At 71.6% G+C, this 18,237-nt stretch carries 14 protein-coding genes and 1 riboswitch; of the genes, 7 read left to right on the top strand and 7 right to left on the bottom strand.

The window, feature by feature from the left end; genetic code table 11:
• Positions 1-182 precede the first annotated feature (182 nt).
• The 3 genes from ACIRFH_RS19190 to ACIRFH_RS19180 all read right to left on the bottom strand — a co-directional run bounded on the left by ACIRFH_RS19190 (position 183) and on the right by ACIRFH_RS19180 (position 4,052).
• Entirely contained in the window at positions 183-947 is a 765-nt protein-coding gene (locus ACIRFH_RS19190) for a M23 family metallopeptidase (protein ID WP_403522052.1), read from the bottom strand.
• 12 nt (positions 948-959) lie between these two features.
• Positions 960-1,123: riboswitch (cyclic di-AMP (ydaO/yuaA leader) on the bottom strand.
• Between the two features lie 191 nt (positions 1,124-1,314).
• Positions 1,315-2,703, bottom strand: coding sequence for a M16 family metallopeptidase (locus ACIRFH_RS19185; protein WP_403522050.1), 1,389 nt, complete (start codon positions 2,701-2,703; stop codon positions 1,315-1,317).
• Positions 2,700-4,052, bottom strand: coding sequence for a M16 family metallopeptidase (locus ACIRFH_RS19180; protein ID WP_403522048.1), 1,353 nt, complete (start codon positions 4,050-4,052; stop codon positions 2,700-2,702). The genes ACIRFH_RS19185 and ACIRFH_RS19180 overlap by 4 nt, the downstream gene beginning before the upstream one ends.
• Before the next feature lie 298 nt (positions 4,053-4,350).
• Here ACIRFH_RS19180 and ACIRFH_RS19175 point away from each other — a divergent pair, with 298 nt between their 5' ends.
• Positions 4,351-6,807, top strand: a complete 2,457-nt coding sequence (locus ACIRFH_RS19175; RefSeq protein WP_403522046.1) for a DNA topoisomerase (ATP-hydrolyzing) subunit A — start codon at positions 4,351-4,353, stop codon at positions 6,805-6,807.
• 7 nt (positions 6,808-6,814) lie between these two features.
• Here the strand turns inward: ACIRFH_RS19175 and ACIRFH_RS19170 are convergent, their stop codons facing one another.
• Positions 6,815-7,903: a CobW family GTP-binding protein gene (locus ACIRFH_RS19170; protein ID WP_403522044.1), complete on the bottom strand. Its 1,089-nt coding sequence runs from the start codon at positions 7,901-7,903 to the stop codon at positions 6,815-6,817.
• Between the two features lie 368 nt (positions 7,904-8,271).
• Here ACIRFH_RS19170 and ACIRFH_RS19165 point away from each other — a divergent pair, with 368 nt between their 5' ends.
• The 5 genes from ACIRFH_RS19165 to ACIRFH_RS19145 all read left to right on the top strand — a co-directional run bounded on the left by ACIRFH_RS19165 (position 8,272) and on the right by ACIRFH_RS19145 (position 12,820).
• Positions 8,272-8,772, top strand: coding sequence for a DUF6082 family protein (locus ACIRFH_RS19165; protein ID WP_403522042.1), 501 nt, complete (start codon positions 8,272-8,274; stop codon positions 8,770-8,772).
• Between the two features lie 139 nt (positions 8,773-8,911).
• Positions 8,912-9,148 carry a hypothetical protein gene (locus ACIRFH_RS19160; RefSeq protein ID WP_403522040.1) on the top strand — a complete coding sequence of 79 codons (237 nt, stop codon included), beginning with the start codon at positions 8,912-8,914 and terminating at the stop codon, positions 9,146-9,148.
• 226 nt (positions 9,149-9,374) lie between these two features.
• Positions 9,375-10,316, top strand: a complete 942-nt coding sequence (locus tag ACIRFH_RS19155) for a sucrase ferredoxin (RefSeq protein WP_403522038.1) — start codon at positions 9,375-9,377, stop codon at positions 10,314-10,316.
• A 126-nt stretch (positions 10,317-10,442) separates the two neighbouring features.
• Complete coding sequence (locus ACIRFH_RS19150) at positions 10,443-12,143, top strand: ATP-binding protein (RefSeq protein ID WP_403522036.1); 1,701 nt, start codon at positions 10,443-10,445, stop codon at positions 12,141-12,143.
• Positions 12,140-12,820, top strand: coding sequence for a response regulator (locus ACIRFH_RS19145; protein WP_403522034.1), 681 nt, complete (start codon positions 12,140-12,142; stop codon positions 12,818-12,820). The genes ACIRFH_RS19150 and ACIRFH_RS19145 overlap by 4 nt, the downstream gene beginning before the upstream one ends.
• A gap of 27 nt (positions 12,821-12,847) precedes the next feature.
• Here the strand turns inward: ACIRFH_RS19145 and ACIRFH_RS19140 are convergent, their stop codons facing one another.
• The 3 genes from ACIRFH_RS19140 to ACIRFH_RS19130 all read right to left on the bottom strand — a co-directional run bounded on the left by ACIRFH_RS19140 (position 12,848) and on the right by ACIRFH_RS19130 (position 17,352).
• A complete protein-coding gene (locus ACIRFH_RS19140) occupies positions 12,848-14,440 on the bottom strand; it encodes a cation acetate symporter (RefSeq protein WP_403522032.1) in 1,593 nt (530 codons plus the stop codon).
• Entirely contained in the window at positions 14,437-15,000 is a 564-nt protein-coding gene (locus ACIRFH_RS19135; protein ID WP_403522030.1) for a DUF485 domain-containing protein, read from the bottom strand. The genes ACIRFH_RS19140 and ACIRFH_RS19135 overlap by 4 nt, the downstream gene beginning before the upstream one ends.
• A gap of 228 nt (positions 15,001-15,228) precedes the next feature.
• A complete protein-coding gene (locus ACIRFH_RS19130) occupies positions 15,229-17,352 on the bottom strand; it encodes a type IIA DNA topoisomerase subunit B (RefSeq protein ID WP_403522028.1) in 2,124 nt (707 codons plus the stop codon).
• A gap of 444 nt (positions 17,353-17,796) precedes the next feature.
• Between ACIRFH_RS19130 and ACIRFH_RS19125 the strand changes: the two genes are divergently transcribed.
• Complete coding sequence (locus tag ACIRFH_RS19125) at positions 17,797-18,027, top strand: hypothetical protein (protein ID WP_077798384.1); 231 nt, start codon at positions 17,797-17,799, stop codon at positions 18,025-18,027.
• The last annotated feature ends 210 nt before the right edge of the window (positions 18,028-18,237 follow it).

The following is an 18,237-nucleotide window of genomic DNA, read 5'->3' as shown; positions in this document are numbered from 1 at the left end:
CTCTAGGCCAATGCGCCGCGCTTTCGGACGGGGTGCGGGAATCCAGGGATATTTTTTGGACATTCGCGGGCCGGAAAAGGAGCCGGAAACACCGGCCGGCGACGGAGCCGGAAATGGGTGGGAAAACCGGAAGGCCCAGGCTTCGGGAGCCTGGGCCTTCGGGGGTGCCGTGCCGTCCGTCGTCAGACGTCCACGCCGTGGGAGCGGAGGTAGGCGACGGGGTCCATGTCCGAGCCGTACTCCGGGCTCGTGCGGGCTTCGAAGTGCAGGTGCGGTCCGGTGACGTTGCCGGTGGCGCCGGAGAGGCCGATCCGCTGGCCGGCGCCGACCGACTGGCCGACCGAGACGCCGATGGACGACAGGTGCCCGTACTGGGTGTACGTGCCGTCGTGCATCCTGATCACGACCTGGTTGCCGTACGCGCCGCCCCAGCCGGCCTCGACGACGGTGCCGACGCCGACCGCGTGCACCGGGGTGCCGGTGGAGGCGTGGAAGTCGATGCCGGTGTGGCTGCCGGAGGACCACAGGGAGCTGCCGGCCCGGTAGGCCGTGGACACGTAGGAGCCGGTGATCGGCGCGACGAAGGTGTTGAGGCGCTCGCGCTCCGCCTCGCGCGCGGCGCGCTCCTTGGCCTCGCGCGCTTCCTTCGCGGCCTCGGCGGCCCGCTCGCGCGCGGCCTCCATCGCCGCCTCGCGGGCGGCGGCGTCCAGGGCGGCCTGCTTCTGCGCGGCGGCCTGGGCGTCGATCTCGTCGGCGACGGAGTCGCCGATGGTGACGACCGGGGTGAGTCCGCTCTGCTCGACCTCGGGCTCGGCGGCGAGGGCCGGGGCCGCGAGGGTGCCGACGACGCCGGTGGTGGCGAGGGCCGCGACGCCCGCCGCGCGGGCGGTGGTGCGGTGCATGCGGCCGGGGCGGCGGTGCTTCCCGGTGGCGCGCGTGAACGCCATGTAGAGGCTGGTCCTTTCCTTCCCTCTCGCCTACCGGGTTAGCTGACGGGTTCGGAGCAGGAAGGTCTCCTACGGACCCCCTCGCCGAAGCGCGGGCGTCCGATTCACCCCAGGGACTGCGATGGGTCCCCGGCTCCCCTGGCTCGCGCCGTACGGGGACTCGGCGATGACTGTCCGGTGCCGCGGGTGCGGCGCACTGCCTGACGAACAGCCCGGACGACGCTAAACGCGGTTGTCTTCGATCCTCAAACGCAACAGGGTTTTTGTAGCGCACGCCACAGGGCAGACGGGCAGCCTCTCCCCCAATCCGGACAAAAGGCGGCCCCGGTGACACTCGGGTCGCCGGGGCCGTCGGGCGCGCGTGCCGCTACTCGGCGGCCACCACGGTGACTTCGCCGATGCCGAGGGCCTCGACCGGCTCCTTGATCTGCGCCGCGTCACCGACGAGGACCGTCACCAGACGGTCCACCGGGAAGGCGCTCACGACCGCCGCGGTGGCCTCCACGGTTCCGGTGGCGGCGAGTTGGCGGTACAGCGTGGCCTGGTAGTCGTCGGGCAGGTACTGCTCGACCTGGTCGGCGAGCGTGCTCGCGACGGCCGCCGCCGTCTCGTACTTCAGCGGCGCCACGCCCACCAGGTTCTGCACGGCGACGTCGCGTTCGGCGTCGGTGAGCCCGCCCTCGGCGAGCGTGCGCAGCACCGTCCACAGGTCCTGCAGCGCCGGGCCGGTGTTGGGCGTGTCGACGGAGCCGCTGATGGCGAGCATCGAGGCACCCGTGCCGTCGGGCGCGGAGCGCAGGACCTGCCCGAAGGCCCGGACGCCGTAGGTATAGCCCTTCTCCTCGCGCAGGACGCGGTCCAGGCGCGAGGTGAGGGTGCCACCGAGGCAGTACGTGCCGAGGACCTGCGCGGGCCACACGCGGTCGTGCCGGTCGGGCCCGGTGCGGCCGATCAGCAGCTGCGTCTGGACGGCACCGGGGCGGTCCACGATGACGACCCGGCCCGTGTCGTCGGCGGTCACCGGCGGCACGGGGCGCGGTTCGGCGGCGGAGCCGGTCCACGCGCCGAGGGTGTCGCCGAGCAGCGCGTCGAGGTCGACGCCGGTGAGGTCGCCGACGATGACCGCGGTGGCCGTGGCGGGGCGGACGTGCTTCTCGTAGAAGGCGCGGACGGCCGCCGCGTCGATGTTCGCGACCGTCTCCTCGGTGCCCTGACGCGGGCGCGACATGCGCGAGTCGGCCGGGAACAGCTCCTTGGACAGCTCCTTGGCGGCGCGCCGGGAGGGGTTGGCCAGCTCGTGCGGGATCTCGTCGAGCCGGTTGCGCACCAGCCGCTCGACCTCGCTGTCGGCGAACGCGGGCGCCCTGAGGGCGTCGGCGACCAGGCCCAGGGCCTTGGCGAGGCGCGAGACGGGCACCTCCAGGCTCAGCCGGACGCCGGGGTGGTCCGCGTGCGCGTCGAGGGTGGCGCCGCAGCGCTCCAGTTCGGCGGCGAACTCCTCGGCGGAGTGCTTGTCGGTGCCCTCGGAGAACGCGCGCGCCATGATCGTGGCGACGCCGTCCAGACCGGCGGGCTCGGCGTCCAGGGGCGCGTTCAGCGAGACCTCGACGGCGACGACCTGCTGGCCGGGGCGGTGGCAGCGCAGCACGGTGAGGCCGTTGTCGAGGCTGCCGCGCTCGGGGGCCGGGAACGCCCACGGCTTGGGCTCGCCGGCCTGTGGCTGGGAGTGGAATTCCATGGTGGCGAGCTCGGTCACTTGGCCGCCTCCTCGTTCTCGTCGGTGGCGTCGTTCTCGTCGGCGGGGGCGGTCGGCTCGTAGACGAGCACCGCGCGGTTGTCGGGGCGCAGGCGGGCCTTGGCGACCTCCTGGACCTCCTCGGCCGTCACCTCCAGCACCCGCTGCACGGCGGTGAGGGCGAGCTGCGGGTCGCCGAACAGGACGGCGTAGCGGCACAGTTCGTCGGCGCGGCCGGCGACCGTGCCGAGCCGGTCGAGCCACTCGCGCTCCAGCTGGGCCTGGGCGCGCTCCATCTCCTCGGCCGTGGGGCCCTCCTCGGCGAACCGGGCGAGCTCCTCGTCGATGGCCGTCTCGATGACGGGCACCTCCACGTCGCCGGACGTCTTCACGTCCAGCCAGCCCAGGGAGGGCGCCCCGGCGAGCCGCAGCAGACCGAAGCCGGCGGCCACGGCCGTGCGGTCGCGCCGCACCAGCCGGTTGTACAGGCGGGACGACTCGCCGCCGCCCAGGACGGTCAGGGCCAGGTCGGCCGCGTCGCACGCGCGCGTGCCGTCCTCCGGCAGGCGGTAGGCCGCCATCAGGGCGCGCGCCGGGACCTCCTCCTCGACGACCTCGCGCAACTGCTCGCCCATGACGTCGGGCAGCGAGCCGTCCCGGGGGGCGGGCTTGCCGTCGTGCGACGGGATGGAGCCGAAGTACTTCTCGATCCAGGCGAGCGTCTGCTCGGGGTCGATGTCGCCGACCACGGACAGCACCGCGTTGTTCGGCGCGTAGTAGGTGCGGAAGAACGCGCGCGCGTCCTCCAGCGTCGCCGCGTCCAGGTCCGCCATCGAGCCGATCGGCGTGTGGTGGTACGGGTGACCCTCCGGGTACGCCAGGGCGGTCAGCTTCTCGAACGCCGTGCCGTAGGGCACGTTGTCGTAGCGCTGGCGGCGCTCGTTCTTGACGACGTCCCGCTGGTTCTCCATGGACTCCTCGTCCAGGGCGGCGAGCAGGGAGCCCATGCGGTCGGCCTCCAGCCAGAGGGCGAGCTCCAGCTGGTGGGCGGGCATGGTCTCGAAGTAGTTGGTGCGCTCGAAACTGGTGGTGCCGTTGAGCGAGCCGCCGGCCCCCTGCACCAGCTCGAAGTGCCCGTTGCCCTTGACCTGGGCGGAGCCCTGGAACATCAGGTGCTCGAAAAGGTGAGCCAGACCGGTACGCCCCTTGACTTCGTGGCGCGAGCCGACGTCGTACCAGAGGCACACCGCCGCGACCGGGGTCAGATGGTCCTCGGAGAGCACCACGCGCAGGCCGTTGGCCAGGCGGTGCTCGGTCGCTGTCAGGCCGCCGGAGCCTGCCTGGGCTGTGGCCGTGTGACCCATGGGCATGTACGTCCCTTCGATCGCGGAAATCCTGGTGGAATCATCGGGCGGAACCGCGGAATTCCGCCGATCCTGCCACTGTATGCAAGCGTGCGGGCCGCCGGTGGAGTTCCCGGACCCCGTACGCCGAGAGCGAGAACGGGTCGGCGGCCGCCGGGGACGGGGAGGCGTGGCGAGGGCGTACCCTGCGGGCAGCGCCGGGCCGGGCAGCCCGTGACGGGTCCTGGTCGGTCGCTGTCAGTGCCGCGGTCCACAATGGACCACGTCAGATCACCGTTCACGCTTCAGCAAGGAGCCGGCAGCGATGGCCCGCCGTAGTACGAAGACCCCGCCGCCCGACGAGTCGTACGAGGAGAAGATCCTCGACATCGACGTCGTCGACGAGATGCAGGGCTCCTTCCTCGAGTACGCGTACTCGGTCATCTACTCCCGTGCGCTGCCGGACGCCCGCGACGGCCTCAAGCCGGTGCACCGCCGCATCGTGTACCAGATGAACGAGATGGGCCTGCGGCCCGAGCGCGGCTACGTGAAGTGCGCCCGTGTCGTCGGCGAGGTCATGGGCAAGCTGCACCCGCACGGCGACGCGTCGATCTACGACGCCCTGGTGCGCATGGCCCAGCCCTTCTCCATGCGCGTGCCCCTGGTGGACGGCCACGGCAACTTCGGCTCGCTGGGCAACGACGACCCGCCGGCCGCCATGCGGTACACCGAGTGCCGGATGGCCGAGGCCGCCGGCCTGATGACGGAGTCGATCGACGAGGACACCGTCGACTTCGGCCCCAACTACGACGGCCAGGAGCAGGAGCCGGTGGCCCTGCCCGCCGCCTTCCCGAACCTGCTGGTCAACGGCGCCTCCGGCATCGCGGTCGGCATGGCCACGAACATGCCGCCGCACAACCTGCGCGAGGTGATCGCGGCCGCCCGGCACCTGATCCGGTACCCGAACGCCGACCTCGACGCCCTGATGAAGCACGTGCCGGGCCCCGACCTGCCCACCGGCGGCCGGATCGTCGGTCTGCCCGGCATCCGGGACGCCTACGCGACGGGCCGCGGCACGTTCAAGATCCGCGCGACGGTGTCCGTGGAGACCGTGACGGCCCGCCGCAAGGGCCTCGTCGTCACCGAGCTGCCCTTCGCGGTCGGCCCCGAGAAGGTCATCGCGAAGATCAAGGACCTGGTCGGCTCGAAGAAGCTCCAGGGCATCGCGGACGTCAAGGACCTCACCGACCGCGAGCACGGGCTGCGCCTGGTCATCGAGATCAAGAACGGCTTCGTGCCCGAGGCCGTCCTGGAGCAGCTCTACAAGCTGACGCCGATGGAGGAGTCCTTCGGCATCAACAACGTCGCCCTGGTCGACGGCCAGCCCCTCACCCTGGGCCTCAAGGAGCTGCTGGAGGTCTACCTCGACCACCGCTTCGACGTCGTGCGGCGGCGCAGCGAGTTCCGGCGCACCAAGCGCCGCGACCGCCTCCACCTGGTCGAGGGCCTGCTCACCGCGCTGATCGACATCGACGAGGTCATCCGCCTCATCCGCTCCAGCGAGAACTCCGCGCAGGCCAAGCAGCGCCTGATGGACCGCTTCTCGCTGAGCGACGTCCAGACCCAGTACATCCTGGACACGCCGCTGCGCCGGCTGACCAAGTACGACCGCGTCGAGCTCGAGGCGGAGAAGGACCGGCTCGTCGCGGAGATCGAGGAGCTGACGCGGATCCTCGAGTCGGACGCCGAGCTGCGCAAGCTGGTCTCCGCCGAACTGGCGGCCGTGGCCAAGAAGTTCGGCACCGACCGGCGCACGCTCCTGCTGGAGTCGGCCGCCACTCCGGTGGCCGCCGTCCCGCTCCAGGTGGCGGACGACCCGTGCCGGGTGCTGCTGTCCTCGACGGGCCTGCTGGCCCGCACCGCGAACGACGAGCCCCTCGTCACGGACGCCCGCGCCAAGCGCGTCAAGCACGACCTGATCGTGTCCTCGGTGCCCGCCACGGCCCGCGGCGAGATCGGCGTGGTGACGTCCGGCGGGCGGCTGCTGCGGGTGAACGTGGTCGACCTGCCCCAGCTTCCGGAAGCGCAGTCGGCGCCGAACCTGTCGGGCGGCGCGCCGCTGGCGGAGTTCGTGTCCCTGGAGGACGACGAGACGGTCGTCTGCCTGACCACGCTGGACGAGTCCTCGCCGGGCCTGGCCCTCGGCACGGAGCAGGGCGTCGTCAAGCGCGTGGTACCCGACTACCCGTCCAACAAGGACGAGTTGGAGGTCATCACGCTCAAGGACGGCGACCGGATCGTCGGCGCGGCCGAGCTGCGCACCGGCGAGGAGGACCTGGTCTTCATCACGGACGACGCTCAGCTGCTGCGCTACCAGGCCTCGCAGGTCCGTCCCCAGGGCCGGCCGGCGGGCGGTGTGGCGGGCATCAAGCTCGCCGAGGGCGCGAAGGTCATCTCCTTCACGGCGGTGGACCCGGCGGCGGACGCGGTCGTCTTCACGGTCGCGGGTTCGCGCGGCACGCTGGACGACTCCGTCCAGACCACGGCCAAGCTGACCCCGTTCGACCAGTACCCGCGCAAGGGCCGCGCCACCGGTGGCGTGCGCTGCCAGCGGTTCCTGAAGGGCGAGGACTGCCTGGCCCTGGCCTGGGCGGGCCCGGCCCCGGCACGGGCCGCGCAGAAGAACGGCACCCCGGCCCAGCTCCCGGACATCGACCCGCGCCGCGACGGCTCGGGCGTGTCGCTGCCGAAGACGGTGGCGGTGGTGGCGGGTCCCGCCTAGAGGTCCCTTAGGAGCCGGGCGGCGGTTCCTCGCCGCCCGGCTCCGCCGGGTCGCCGTCCTCCGGGTCCGGTACGTAGCGCAGGACGCCCCACATGGCGTGCTCGTCGGCGTGCGAGGCGTCGCTGCGGCACGCGTCGAGTTCCTTGCCGAGCACGGACGCGTCGATGCCGGAGCCGATCAGAACGAGCTGGGTGAGGCGGGCGTCGGCGGGCGCCCAGGGCTCCGGGCGGAAGCGCAGGAAACGTCCGACGGCGTGGACGGCGTACCGGTTGCGCGTGTCGTGCGGCCCGAAGTCGACGTAGCCCTTGATCCGGTACAGGCCCTCGGGCCGGCTGTCCAGGAAGCACATCAGGCGACGCGGGTCGAGGGGCACGTCGGAGACGAAGGACACGCTGTCGTAGGCGGTGTGCAGGTGACCGGGGTGCGCGTCGTCCGGGGAGTGGTCGTGCAGGTCGTCGAAGGAGAGCTGCCCGACGCGCTCCTCACTGGGCCGGCAGTCGAAGAGGAACTCGGGGTCGACGCGTCCGTAGGCCGCGGGGAGCACGGCCGCGCGGCCGGCGAGGGAGCGGACGAGGGTGAGGACGCGCTCGGCGTCCGGGGCCCGGTCGGTCTTGTTGACCACCACGAGGTCGGCCAGCGCCAGGTGCCGGTCGATCTCGGGGTGCCTGGCCCGGGTGGCGTCGAACTCGGCGGCGTCGACGACCTCGACGAGGCCGCCGTACACGGTCTCCCGCTGTTCGCTGGCGAGCAGCATGCGCACGAGCTCCTGCGGCTCGGCGAGACCGCTGGCCTCGATGACGATGACGTCGATGCCGGCGTCGGGCCGGGCCAGCCGCTCCAGGTACTCGTCGAGTTCGCTCGCGTCGACGGCACAGCACAGGCACCCGTTGCCGAGCGAGACGGTGGAGTCGCCGAGGGCGCCGGCCACGGCCATCGCGTCGATCTCGATGGAACCGAAGTCGTTGACGATGGCACCGATCCGGCTGCCTCCGCTGCGGTGCAGGAGGTGGTTGAGCAGGGTCGTCTTTCCGGAACCGAGAAATCCGGCGAGTACGACGACCGGGATCTGCCGGGAAGTCGGGCGCTGCCCCACCATGCGTCCTCTCTCTCACCTACGCGTACGCCGGCCCGCGGCAGGGTGCACTCGCGGGAACGGAACTGCCTGCTCAGGATACGAGCAGGTGAGGTCGGTCCGGTGTGAACGATTGTTAGCAGCGCTTGCGGGGCAGACGTTGGACATGGCGCCGGAGCGTGCGACCCTCGCTTCCCTCCGTGCGCCTTCCTCTCCGCCTCCCCGCCGATCAGCGCCGCTCGGCACCCTGGAGGCGGCAAGCGCCGCCCATCGCTCGCCGGTCCCCGTCAGCCGACCCGCACTCGACGACCGGCGGGCGGTCGCCTGATTCGGGGGTTGACATGGCCACACGGAAGAACGTCTTGGGGAGGTTCGGCCCCACGGCAGCGGGCATGCTGCTCGCCACGGCCGGGGGGACACTGGCTGCGCGCCGGCGAGGGCTCGAGGCACGGCGCCTCGAGGTGAAGCGGTTGGAACTGGAAGAACTGGCGTCGCGGCGCCGGGCGCTGGCCCATCAGCAGCGTATGCACTGGGAATTGCTCGTGCGGGCGATCGACGACCCGTCGCTGGCCGCGGTGATCGACACCTACGACAAGGACATCCCGGCGGAGAAGCGGCGACAGTTCTTCTACGCCAACGCGTGGTACGTCAACCTCTACCACCTCTACGAAGCGGGCCTGCTGGATCAGGAGGCACTTTTCGGTCGCCTGCGCGAGATCTTTCAGACGCCGCTGATGCGGGAGTACTGGGAAGCCTCCAAAGCACAGCGCGCGACGCTGGAGGAGTCCTCCGGCGAGACCCGGATGGGCGCAATGGTGGACGGTCTCATCAAGGAGCTGGACGAGGCCGACACAGACGAGTGGTGGGTCGTGGGAACCCCTCCATCAGCCTGAACTTCAAGAGGAAGCAGGTCAACTAGAGCGGGCGAGTGATGCTCTTGGGTGATTTCACGCCACGCGCCATATGGGCATCACTGATCACAGTAACGTTCTGCCGACCAGTGTGCCCAACCTGTGTAAGGACCGGTACCCCTTGAAGATCGTGCGCCGCATCGGTGTGCCTCCAAGCTCGCGTGGTAGTACTTCGGGAGCCAATTGCCCTGATCTCTTCGAGCTGAGCGACGGCAATTTCGCTGTCATCGGCTCCGAGGCCACGGACGTCCTGGAGCGAGAACTACCTGCCGATGCCTCTCGTGCGGACTATGAACGCATCGTGGTCATCAGCAGGGAAACCTTGATCCGCGCCAAGGCGGACATCCCCGACGCCTGACATCGGCCCGTCCCCCTCCGGCCGGGTCCACCGCCACCCGCGCCGGACACCCCGCCACCGTTCGGCAACCGGGTACCCCGTTCTTGCCCGACACTCCCCGACCAGGCCTGGCGCCCGAACGGCCCGGGCCTTTCGTGTTCCCCCGGGCCACTGCGGTCACCCTCCAGAGCAGCCCCCGAGCGCGGCTGGAAGCCATCGCGGCGCAACTCAGGTTAGGCTCACCTCTGTGAGTACGTGCTCAACCGTCTCCCGAGACCTCGACGAGCCCGTTTCCGGGACGGCCCCCGTCGCGAGGACCTGGCTGCTGCTCGAACAGCCCGGCCCCTGGGGCGCCAAGGCGCTCACTTCGAGCCACCTGGACCCCGCGCTGGGCCGCGCCCTGGAGGCGGCCGTGAAGGGGACGGGCGTACGCATCGCGCTCATCCGTCGCCCCGGCCGCCACGCGGACCGCCACACCCCCACGGAACGCCGGGTGTACGTCGCGCACACCACACCGGGGAACGCGTGGCTGCACGGCGCCGTCCTCACGGACCCCCGCCGGCTGCTCGACCTCGACTTCGCCGCGCTGGGCAGGGGCGAGAGCCACTCCCTCGGCGCGGTGCTCCCGGGTGGCCCCCACACCGGCGATCCGCTCGTCCTCGTCTGCACCAACGGAAAGCGCGACCGCTGCTGCGCGCTCCTCGGCCGCCCTCTGGCGGCCGAGCTCGCCGCCTCCGGGCTCGACGGCGTCTGGGAGGTCACCCATCTCGGGGGGCACCGTTTCTCCCCGACGATGCTCGTCCTGCCGTACGGGTACGCGTACGGCAGGGTCCGGGCCGACGACGTCCACGGCATCCTGCGCGGTGTCCGGGACGGCCGGGTCGTGGTGGACAACTGCCGCGGGAACTCCGCGTGGGACCGGCCCGGCCAGGCCGCCGAACTGGCCGTGCGCGCGGCGCTGGGCGAGGACGCCGCGCAGGTGCTCGGCGTCGTCCGCACCGACGGCCGCGCCCCGCACTGGGAGGTGACCGTGGCCCACGCCGACGGACGGCACTGGCGGGTCACCGTCGCCCAGGGCGCGTCGCTGCCGGCCCGCCCGGAGAGCTGTGGGACGTCGGTGCTCGGCTCGCCGGCCCGGATGGAGGTCAGGGCGGTCCGTGAACTGACGGCGACGGCGCTGGCGAGCTGAGGCCGGGGCCGGCAGCGCCGGAACCGTCCGGCCGCGCGCTCGCCCACGAGCCTCGCGAGGCCCCCGCGCGAGATCCGCGCCACACCCCGCCGCGGCACCCCGCGGCCCCCACGTACCGTCATGGGTATGAGCTCCACTCCCCCCGTTCGCCGCCTGCGCCTCGGCCTGCCGCGGCGCGTGTTCTCCCAGGTGCTGCTGATGCAGCTGGCGATCGCCGCGGGAGTCGCGGTGCTCGCGACCGGGCTGTTCCTGGCACCGCTCGGTGACCAGCTGGACGACCAGGCGATGCGCCGGGCCCTCGCGATCGCGCAGACCACCGCGCAGCAGCCGCAGATCGTCCGGGATCTGCGCGACACCCCGCCGACGCCGGGCGGCCCGGTGCAGCGGGAGACGGAACGGATCCGCGAGGCGACCAGCGCGGAGTACGTCGTCGTGATGGACCGGCAGGGAGTGCGCTGGTCGCACACCGACCCGACGCGAATCGGCTCGGTCGTGTCCACCGACCCCGGGCAGGCCCTGGCCGGCCGTGAGGTCATGGAGATCGACGACGGCACCCTGGGCCGCTCCGCACGCGGCAAGGTCCCCCTGCGCGACAGTGACGGCCACATCGTCGGGGCGGTCTCGGTGGGCATCGCGTACGACAGTGTCCGGGCCCGGCTGATCCACGCGATTCCCGGGCTGTTCGCCTACGCCGGAGGCGCCCTGGCCGTCGGCGCGCTGGCCGCCTGGCTCATCGCGCGCCGGGTCCAGCGGCAGACCCGGGACCTGGCCTTCTCGGACATCGCGGGGCTGCTCGCGGAGCGCGAGGCCATGCTGCACGGCATCCGGGAGGGCGTCGTCGCCCTGGACCGCGACGGCCGGGTCCGGCTGCTCAACGACGAGGCGCAGCGGTTGCTGGGCATCGGCCCGGAGGCCGTCGGCCGCTCCCCCGACGAGGCGCTCGGCGCGGGCCGCAGCGCCGACGTCCTGGCCGGGCGGGTGACCGGCACCGACCTGCTGACCGTGCGCGGCCAGCGGGTGCTGGTCGCCAACCGGATGCCCACCGACGACGGCGGCGCCGTCGCCACCCTGCGCGACCGCACCGAGCTGGAGCAGCTCGGCCGGGAGCTGGACTCGACGCGCGGCCTGATCGACGCCCTGCGCGCCCAGGACCACGAGCACGCCAACCGCATGCACACGCTGCTGGGGCTGCTCGAGCTGGAGATGTACGACGACGCCGTGGAGTTCGTCGGCGAGGTGGTCGGTGACCACCGGGCCACCTCGGAGCAGATCACCGAGCGGATCCGGGACCCGTTGCTCGCCGCCCTGCTGGTCGGCAAGGCGACCGTCGCCGCCGAGCGCCAGGTCGCCCTGTGGGTGTCGGACCGGACGCGGCTGCCGGACCGCCTGGTCGACCCGAGGGGACTCGTCACGGTCGTCGGCAACCTGGTCGACAACGCGCTGGACGCCGTCGCGGGCACCCCGCACGCGCGCGTGGAGGTCGAGCTGCTGGCAAAGGGCCGCACCGTGACGCTCACGGTGCGCGACACGGGGCCGGGAGTCCCCCCGGAACACCGCGAGCTGGTGTTCACGGAGGGATGGTCCACCAAGGAACCGCCCGCTCACCGTCGGCGCGGCATCGGGCTGTCCCTGGTGCGCAGGCTCGCGCAGCGGCAGGGAGGCAGCGCCGTCGTCCGCGCGGCGCACGGTGGCGGCGCGGAGTTCGTCGTCGTCCTGCCCGAGGCACTGACCGAGGCGGATCCGGGGCCCGCGCTCACCGCCGCCGCGCACCCCGGTCCCGACAGCACCGCTCCTGTGAACACCGTCGCCGAGGAGGAGTCCCGATGATCGAGGTCCTGGTCGTGGACGACGACATACGGGTCGCGCGGGTCAATGCCGCCTACGTGGAGAAGGTGCCGGGCTTCCATGTGGCCGGCGAGGCGCACAGCGCGGCGGAGGCGCTGCGCCGCGTGGAGACCCTGCCCCGCCTGGACCTGGTCCTGCTGGACCACTACCTGCCCGACCGGACCGGTCTGGAGGTCGTCCGGGAGATGCGGCGACGTGGTCACCAGACCGACGTGATCATGGTGACGGCGGCGCGGGACGTGTCGACCGTCCAGGCGGCGATGCGCCAGGGCGCCCTGCAGTACCTCGTCAAGCCGTTCGCCTTCGCGGGCCTGCGCGCCAAGCTGGAGGCCTACGCGGAGCTGCGCCGCACCCTCGACGGCGGCGGCGAGGCGGAGCAGGCGGAGGTGGACCGCATCTTCGGCGCCCTGTCCGCACCGTCGGAGCCGGAGCTGCCCAAGGGGCACTCCCCCACCACCGCCGAGCTGGTGCGCCAGTGTCTGATGAACGCCGACGGGCCCCTGTCCGCCCAGGAGATCGCCGAGCGGACCGGGGTGAGCCGCCAGACCGCCCAGCGCTATCTGAAACTCCTGGAGCGCACGGGACGGGCCAGACTGACCCTCAAGTACGGCGACGCGGGCCGTCCGGAGCACCGTTACCAGTGGGCCACCCGCGCCTGAAGGGGCCGGACACCGGCCGTCTTCGCCTCACACGGCCCCCGCCCCCGTCAGCGACCGCACTTCCGTCTCGGCGTGCCTGGCCTCGTCGGGGATCTCCGCCGAGGTGACCGTGCCGAGCCAGCCCGCGACGAAGCCCAGCGGAATCGAGACGAGGCCGGGGTTCTGCAGCGGGAAGCACTGGAAGTCGATGCCCGGGAACAGTGACTGCGCGCCGCCCGACACCACCGGTGACAGCAGCACGAGCACCACGGCCGGGACCAGCCCGCCGTAGACCGCCCACACGGCGCCGCGTGTGGTGAAGCGGCGCCAGAACAGGGAGTAGAGCAGCACCGGCAGATTGGCGGACGCGGCGACGGCGAAGGCCAGTCCCACCAGGAAGGCGACGTTGAGGTCGCGGGCGAGCAGGCCGAGCGCGATCGCGACGGCACCGATACCGACGGCGGCGACGCGCGCCACGGCGACCTCGCTGCGCGGCTCGGCCTCACGGCGCCGCAGGGACGCGTACAGGTCGTGCGCCACGGACGCCGAGGAGGCCAGGGTGATTCCGGCGACCACCGCGAGGATGGTGGCGAAGGCGACGGCGGCGACGACCGCGAACAGGACCGTGCCACCGGTGGAGTCCGCTCCGCCGCCGAGGTCGAGCGCCAGCAGGGGCACCGCGGTGTTGCCCGCCGCGTTCGACGCACGTACGGCGTCCGGCCCGACGACGGCGGCCGCGCCGAAGCCGAGCACGATCGTCATCAGGTAGAAGCCGCCGATGAGGCCGATCGACCAGACCACCGACCGCCGCGCCGCGCGGGCGGTGGGCACGGTGTAGAAGCGGGACAGGATGTGCGGCAGCCCGGCCGTGCCCAGGACCAGGGCGAGCCCGAGACTGATGAAGTCGAGGCGGGAGGTCCAGTCCCCGCCGTACGCCAGTCCGGGCGCCAGGAACGCCTCGCCGTGACCGCTGCGCTCGGCCGCCGTGCGCAGCAGCCGGTCGACGTCACCGTGAAAACGCACCAGGACGAGAGCGGTCAGTGCCACGGTGCCGCCGAGCAGCAGGACCGCCTTCACGATCTGGATCCAGGTGGTGGCTCGCATCCCGCCCAACGACACGTAGATCACCATCAGCGCGCCGACGCCGATGACGGTCCAGGTCCGCACCGCGTCGCCCGTGCCCCCCAGCAGCAGCGCGACCAGGCTGCCCGCGCCCACCATCTGCGCCACCAGGTACAGAACGGACACGGTGACCGACGAGGTCCCCGCCGCGATCCGCACCGGCCGTTCCCTCATGCGCGCGGCCACGACGTCCGCGAGGGTGAACCTGCCACAGTTGCGGACGAGTTCGGCGACCAGGAACAGCACGACGAGCCAAGCGACCAGAAAGCCCACCGAGTAGAGCATGCCGTCGTAGCCGTAGAGCGCGATGAGGCCGGAGATGCCCAGGAAGGAAGCGGCGGACATGTAGTCGCCCGCGATGGCAAAACCGTTCTCCATCGGGGAGAAGAGGCGGCCCCCCGCGTAGAACTCCTCCGCCGATCCCTGCCGGTGCCGGCTCACCCACGTCGTGATCCCCAGGGTGACGGCGACGAAGGTGCTGAACAGCACCAGTGCCAGTGTCTGGTGGTCGACCGTCATGAGGCACCGCCCCGGACACCACGCGTCAGCTCCTGGGTGTCCCAGCGCAGTTGCAGCGCGGCGCGGTCCCTGCGCAGCCGGGCGTGCCGGGCGTACGCCCAGGTGAGCAGGAAGGTCGTGAGGAACTGTCCGAGCCCCGCCAGCATCGCCACGTTCACGGCCCCGGCCACCGGTCGGGCCATCAGGCCGGGCGCCGCCGTGGCGGTCACCACATAGGCGACGTACCACGCGAAGAAGGCGGCGACCGCCGGCACCACGAACCTCCGGTACCGGCTGCGGACCTCTTGGAAGGCCTCGCTGCGCTGCACCTCCAGGTACACGTCGGCCGCGCCCCGAGGAGTCGCCCCCGCCGCTCCCGGACGCATCGGGGGCACCGCCGCCGCGGGAACTCCCGCGCCCGCCGACTCGCCCCAGCCGGAGGCGAGGGCGTCGTACCAAGGATCGTCGTACCTCGGGTTCGCGGGCGCCTCGGCAAAGGCCCGGTCCCGGTCCTCGCGGTGGTCGACCGCGACGTCGGGGCCGTCCCCGGCATCACGGGGGCGATCGTTGCTTGACTGCATGCCCAAGGATGGACAGAACGGGAAGATCCCCGACTCTTCTTCCCCATCCGTTTCACCCCATCAGGTGACTCACCCCGGTGGTGGGCGCACGATCCCTTTCCCGTACGCGTAACGCATCGGCACGGGAGTCCACCCACGGGTGGAGAGCCTCCCGGGCCGCTTCCTCCGACCGCGTCCGCACCCACCGAACCGGACAGCCCCCGGCCCGGCTCCGGGCCGGGGTCGTGGCTAGGCGTCGATGCGCGACCGGTCCAGCGTCGCCGCCGAGTTGGAGATGAACTCCTTGCGGGGAGCGACGTCGTTGCCCATCAGCAGATCGAAGACCTGCTCGGCGGATTCCAGATCGGTCAGGTTGATGCGGCGCAGGGTACGGCGGCGCGGATCCATGGTGGTCTCGGCCAGCTGGTCGGCGTCCATCTCACCGAGGCCCTTGTACCGCTGGATGGAGTCCTTGTACCGGATGCCCTTGGTCTGGAACTCCATGAGCTTGTCGCGCAGCTCGCGGTCCGAGTACGTGTAGACGTACTTGTCCTGGCCCTTCTTCGGCTGGCTGAGCTCGATCCGGTGCAGGGGCGGCACCGCGGCGAAGACCCGGCCGGCCTCGACCATGGGCCGCATGTAGCGGTGGAACAGCGTCAGGAGCAGCGTCCGGATGTGGGAGCCGTCCACATCGGCGTCGGTCATCATGATGATCTTGCCGTAACGGGCCGCGTCGATGTCGAAGGTGCGGCCCGACCCCGCTCCTATGACCTGGATGATCGCACCGCACTCGGCGTTCTTCAGCATGTCCGACACGGACGACTTCTGGACGTTGAGGATCTTGCCGCGGATCGGCAGCAGGGCCTGGAACTCGGAGTTCCGGGCGAGCTTCGCCGTGCCCAGCGCGGAGTCGCCCTCGACGATGAACAGCTCGCTGCGGTCGACGTCGTCGCTGCGGCAGTCGGCGAGCTTCGCGGGCAGCGAGGAGGACTCCAGCGCCGTCTTGCGACGCTGGGCGTCCTTGTGCTGGCGGGCGGCGATGCGGGTGCGGGCCGCGGCGACGGCCTTCTCCATGACCACGCGGGCCTGCTGGGCGGCGTCGCGCTTGGTCGAGGTCAGGAAGGCCTTGAGTTCCTTGCTGATCACGTTGTTCACGATGCGGCGGGCCGCCGAGGTGCCGAGGACCTCCTTGGTCTGCCCCTCGAACTGCGGCTCGGCGAGGCGGACCGTCACGACCGCCGTGAGGCCTTCCAGGGCGTCGTCCTTGACGATGTCGTCCTCGGCGACGCGCAGCAGCTTCTTGGCCCGCAGCACCTCGTTCATCGTCTTGGCGACCGCCTGCTCGAAGCCGGCGACGTGGGTGCCGCCCTTGGGCGTGGCGATGATGTTGACGAACGACTTGACCGTGGTGTCGTACCCGGTGCCCCAGCGCATCGCGACGTCGACCCCGAGCTCGCGGGTGACCTCGGTGGGCGTCATCTGCCCGTACTCGTCGAGGACCGGGACGGTCTCCTTGAAGCTGCCCTGGCCGCTGAAGCGGAGGACGTCGCAGATCGGCCGGTCACCGGCCAGGAACTCGCAGAACTCGCTGATGCCGCCGTCGAAGCGGAAGGACTCCTCGCCCTTGCTGCCGCCGTCGCCGAGACCGAACTCGTCGCGGACGACGATGGTCAGCCCGGGCACCAGGAACGCCGTCTGGCGGGCGCGCTGGTGCAGGTTCTCCAGGGAGAGCTTGGCGTCCTTGAGGAAGATCTGCCGGTCGGCCCAGTACCGCACGCGCGTGCCGGTGCGGGTCTTGGGGATCTTCTTGGCCTTGCGCAGACCGCTTCTGGACTCGAACTTGGCGTCCGGGCCCGCGCCCGAGAACGCGCCCGGGACTCCGCGCCGGAAGCTGATGGCGTGGGTGCTCCCGCCGCGGTCCACCTCGATGTCGAGGCGGGCGGACAGGGCGTTCACCACGGACGCGCCGACGCCGTGCAGGCCGCCCGAGGCGGCGTACGAGCCGCCGCCGAACTTGCCACCGGCGTGCAGCTTGGTCATGACGACCTCGACGCCGGACAGGCCGGTCTTGGGCTCGACGTCGACCGGGATGCCCCGGCCGTTGTCCCGGACCTCCACCGACGCGTCGTCGTGGAGGATCACTTCGATGCGGTCGCAGTAACCCCCGAGAGCCTCGTCGACGGAGTTGTCGATGATCTCCCACAGGCAGTGCATCAGGCCACGGCTGTCGGTCGATCCGATGTACATGCCCGGACGCTTGCGCACGGCCTCGAGCCCCTCGAGGACGAGCAGGTGCCGCGCGGTGTAGTTGGATCCGTCCCGGTCTGCTCCTGCCAGCAGCGCAGTGGACGGCACGGACGTCTCGGCGGTCACGCGGTTCGCTCCTCGCTGAATTTCAGATGGGGCCCCGCTGGGTAAGGGCGCGGCTCGGTTCACCGGTCAGAGGGTACCGAGGCCTGGTAGAGCCGATGTAACGCCACCCTCGCGGAAGACTCACCCTAGTCCACGGTCGTATACTTGTTCGATACCTCGATGGAGTGAAGTACACATCACGTTCCCTTCGAGGCATGAACCATTTAGGCTCCGGGCACGTCCTCATGAACAAACCGGCAACCCAGCCGGCGGGACCGACCCACCGACCGACCGCGCGAACCCGTACGACACAGAGACACGCAATACGGCACATTCGCCGCCAACCGGCAACAGCCGGCCACTCGGAAGAAATTTTTTCGAGAAAAAGCCACGAGCGGGAACGTTTTGGGGCTGGTTGGATGTTGACCCTGGTACGACAGCTCGTCGAGCTAGAGAAGAGGCGACGTGACTACTGTTCTGACTTCCGCGAGCCCGCTGACGGCCGCTGATCGCTGCGACCGCTGCGGCGCCCAGGCATACCTGCGCGTCGTCCTGCTGAGCGGCGGAGAACTGCTCTTCTGCGCCCACCACGGTCGCAAGTTCGAGCCGGAACTCAAGAAGATCGCCGCTGAGATACAGGACGAGACGGAGCGGCTGACGGCCGTTCCCGAGTCTTCCTCCGAGGAAGACCGCTAGACACAGCGCGCCCAACGACGAGCGACTCGGCACAGGCCGAAGGTACGGGCGGGGGGCGCCCCCCCCCCGGGGGGGGCCCCCCCGCGGGGGGGGGGGGGCCCCCCCCGCGGCGGGGGGGGCCCCCCCCCCCCGCCCGGCCCCCCGCCCCCCCCCCCCCCCCCCCCCCCCCCCCCCGCACCACCCCCCCCCCCCCCCCCCGCCGGCCCCCGG

Source organism: Streptomyces sp. NPDC093586 (assembly GCF_044764905.1).
Classification (GTDB): domain Bacteria; phylum Actinomycetota; class Actinomycetes; order Streptomycetales; family Streptomycetaceae; genus Streptomyces.
This window is presented reverse-complemented; position numbering and strand designations above follow the sequence as displayed.

Excerpts from the sequence above, each read along its gene's own strand:
- ACIRFH_RS19165 (WP_403522042.1), top strand. The coding sequence starts at position 8,272 with ATGCTGCTCGCCACGGCCGGGGGGACACTGGCTGCGCGCCGGCGAGGG.
- ACIRFH_RS19150 (WP_403522036.1), top strand. The coding sequence starts at position 10,443 with ATGAGCTCCACTCCCCCCGTTCGCCGCCTGCGCCTCGGCCTGCCGCGG.
- ACIRFH_RS19170 (WP_403522044.1), bottom strand. The coding sequence starts at position 7,903 with ATGGTGGGGCAGCGCCCGACTTCCCGGCAGATCCCGGTCGTCGTACTC.
- ACIRFH_RS19180 (WP_403522048.1), bottom strand. The coding sequence starts at position 4,052 with ATGCCCATGGGTCACACGGCCACAGCCCAGGCAGGCTCCGGCGGCCTG.
- ACIRFH_RS19140 (WP_403522032.1), bottom strand. The coding sequence starts at position 14,440 with ATGACGGTCGACCACCAGACACTGGCACTGGTGCTGTTCAGCACCTTC.
- ACIRFH_RS19135 (WP_403522030.1), bottom strand. The coding sequence starts at position 15,000 with ATGCAGTCAAGCAACGATCGCCCCCGTGATGCCGGGGACGGCCCCGAC.
- ACIRFH_RS19175 (WP_403522046.1), top strand. The coding sequence starts at position 4,351 with ATGGCCCGCCGTAGTACGAAGACCCCGCCGCCCGACGAGTCGTACGAG.
- ACIRFH_RS19145 (WP_403522034.1), top strand. The coding sequence starts at position 12,140 with ATGATCGAGGTCCTGGTCGTGGACGACGACATACGGGTCGCGCGGGTC.
- ACIRFH_RS19190 (WP_403522052.1), bottom strand. The coding sequence starts at position 947 with ATGGCGTTCACGCGCGCCACCGGGAAGCACCGCCGCCCCGGCCGCATG.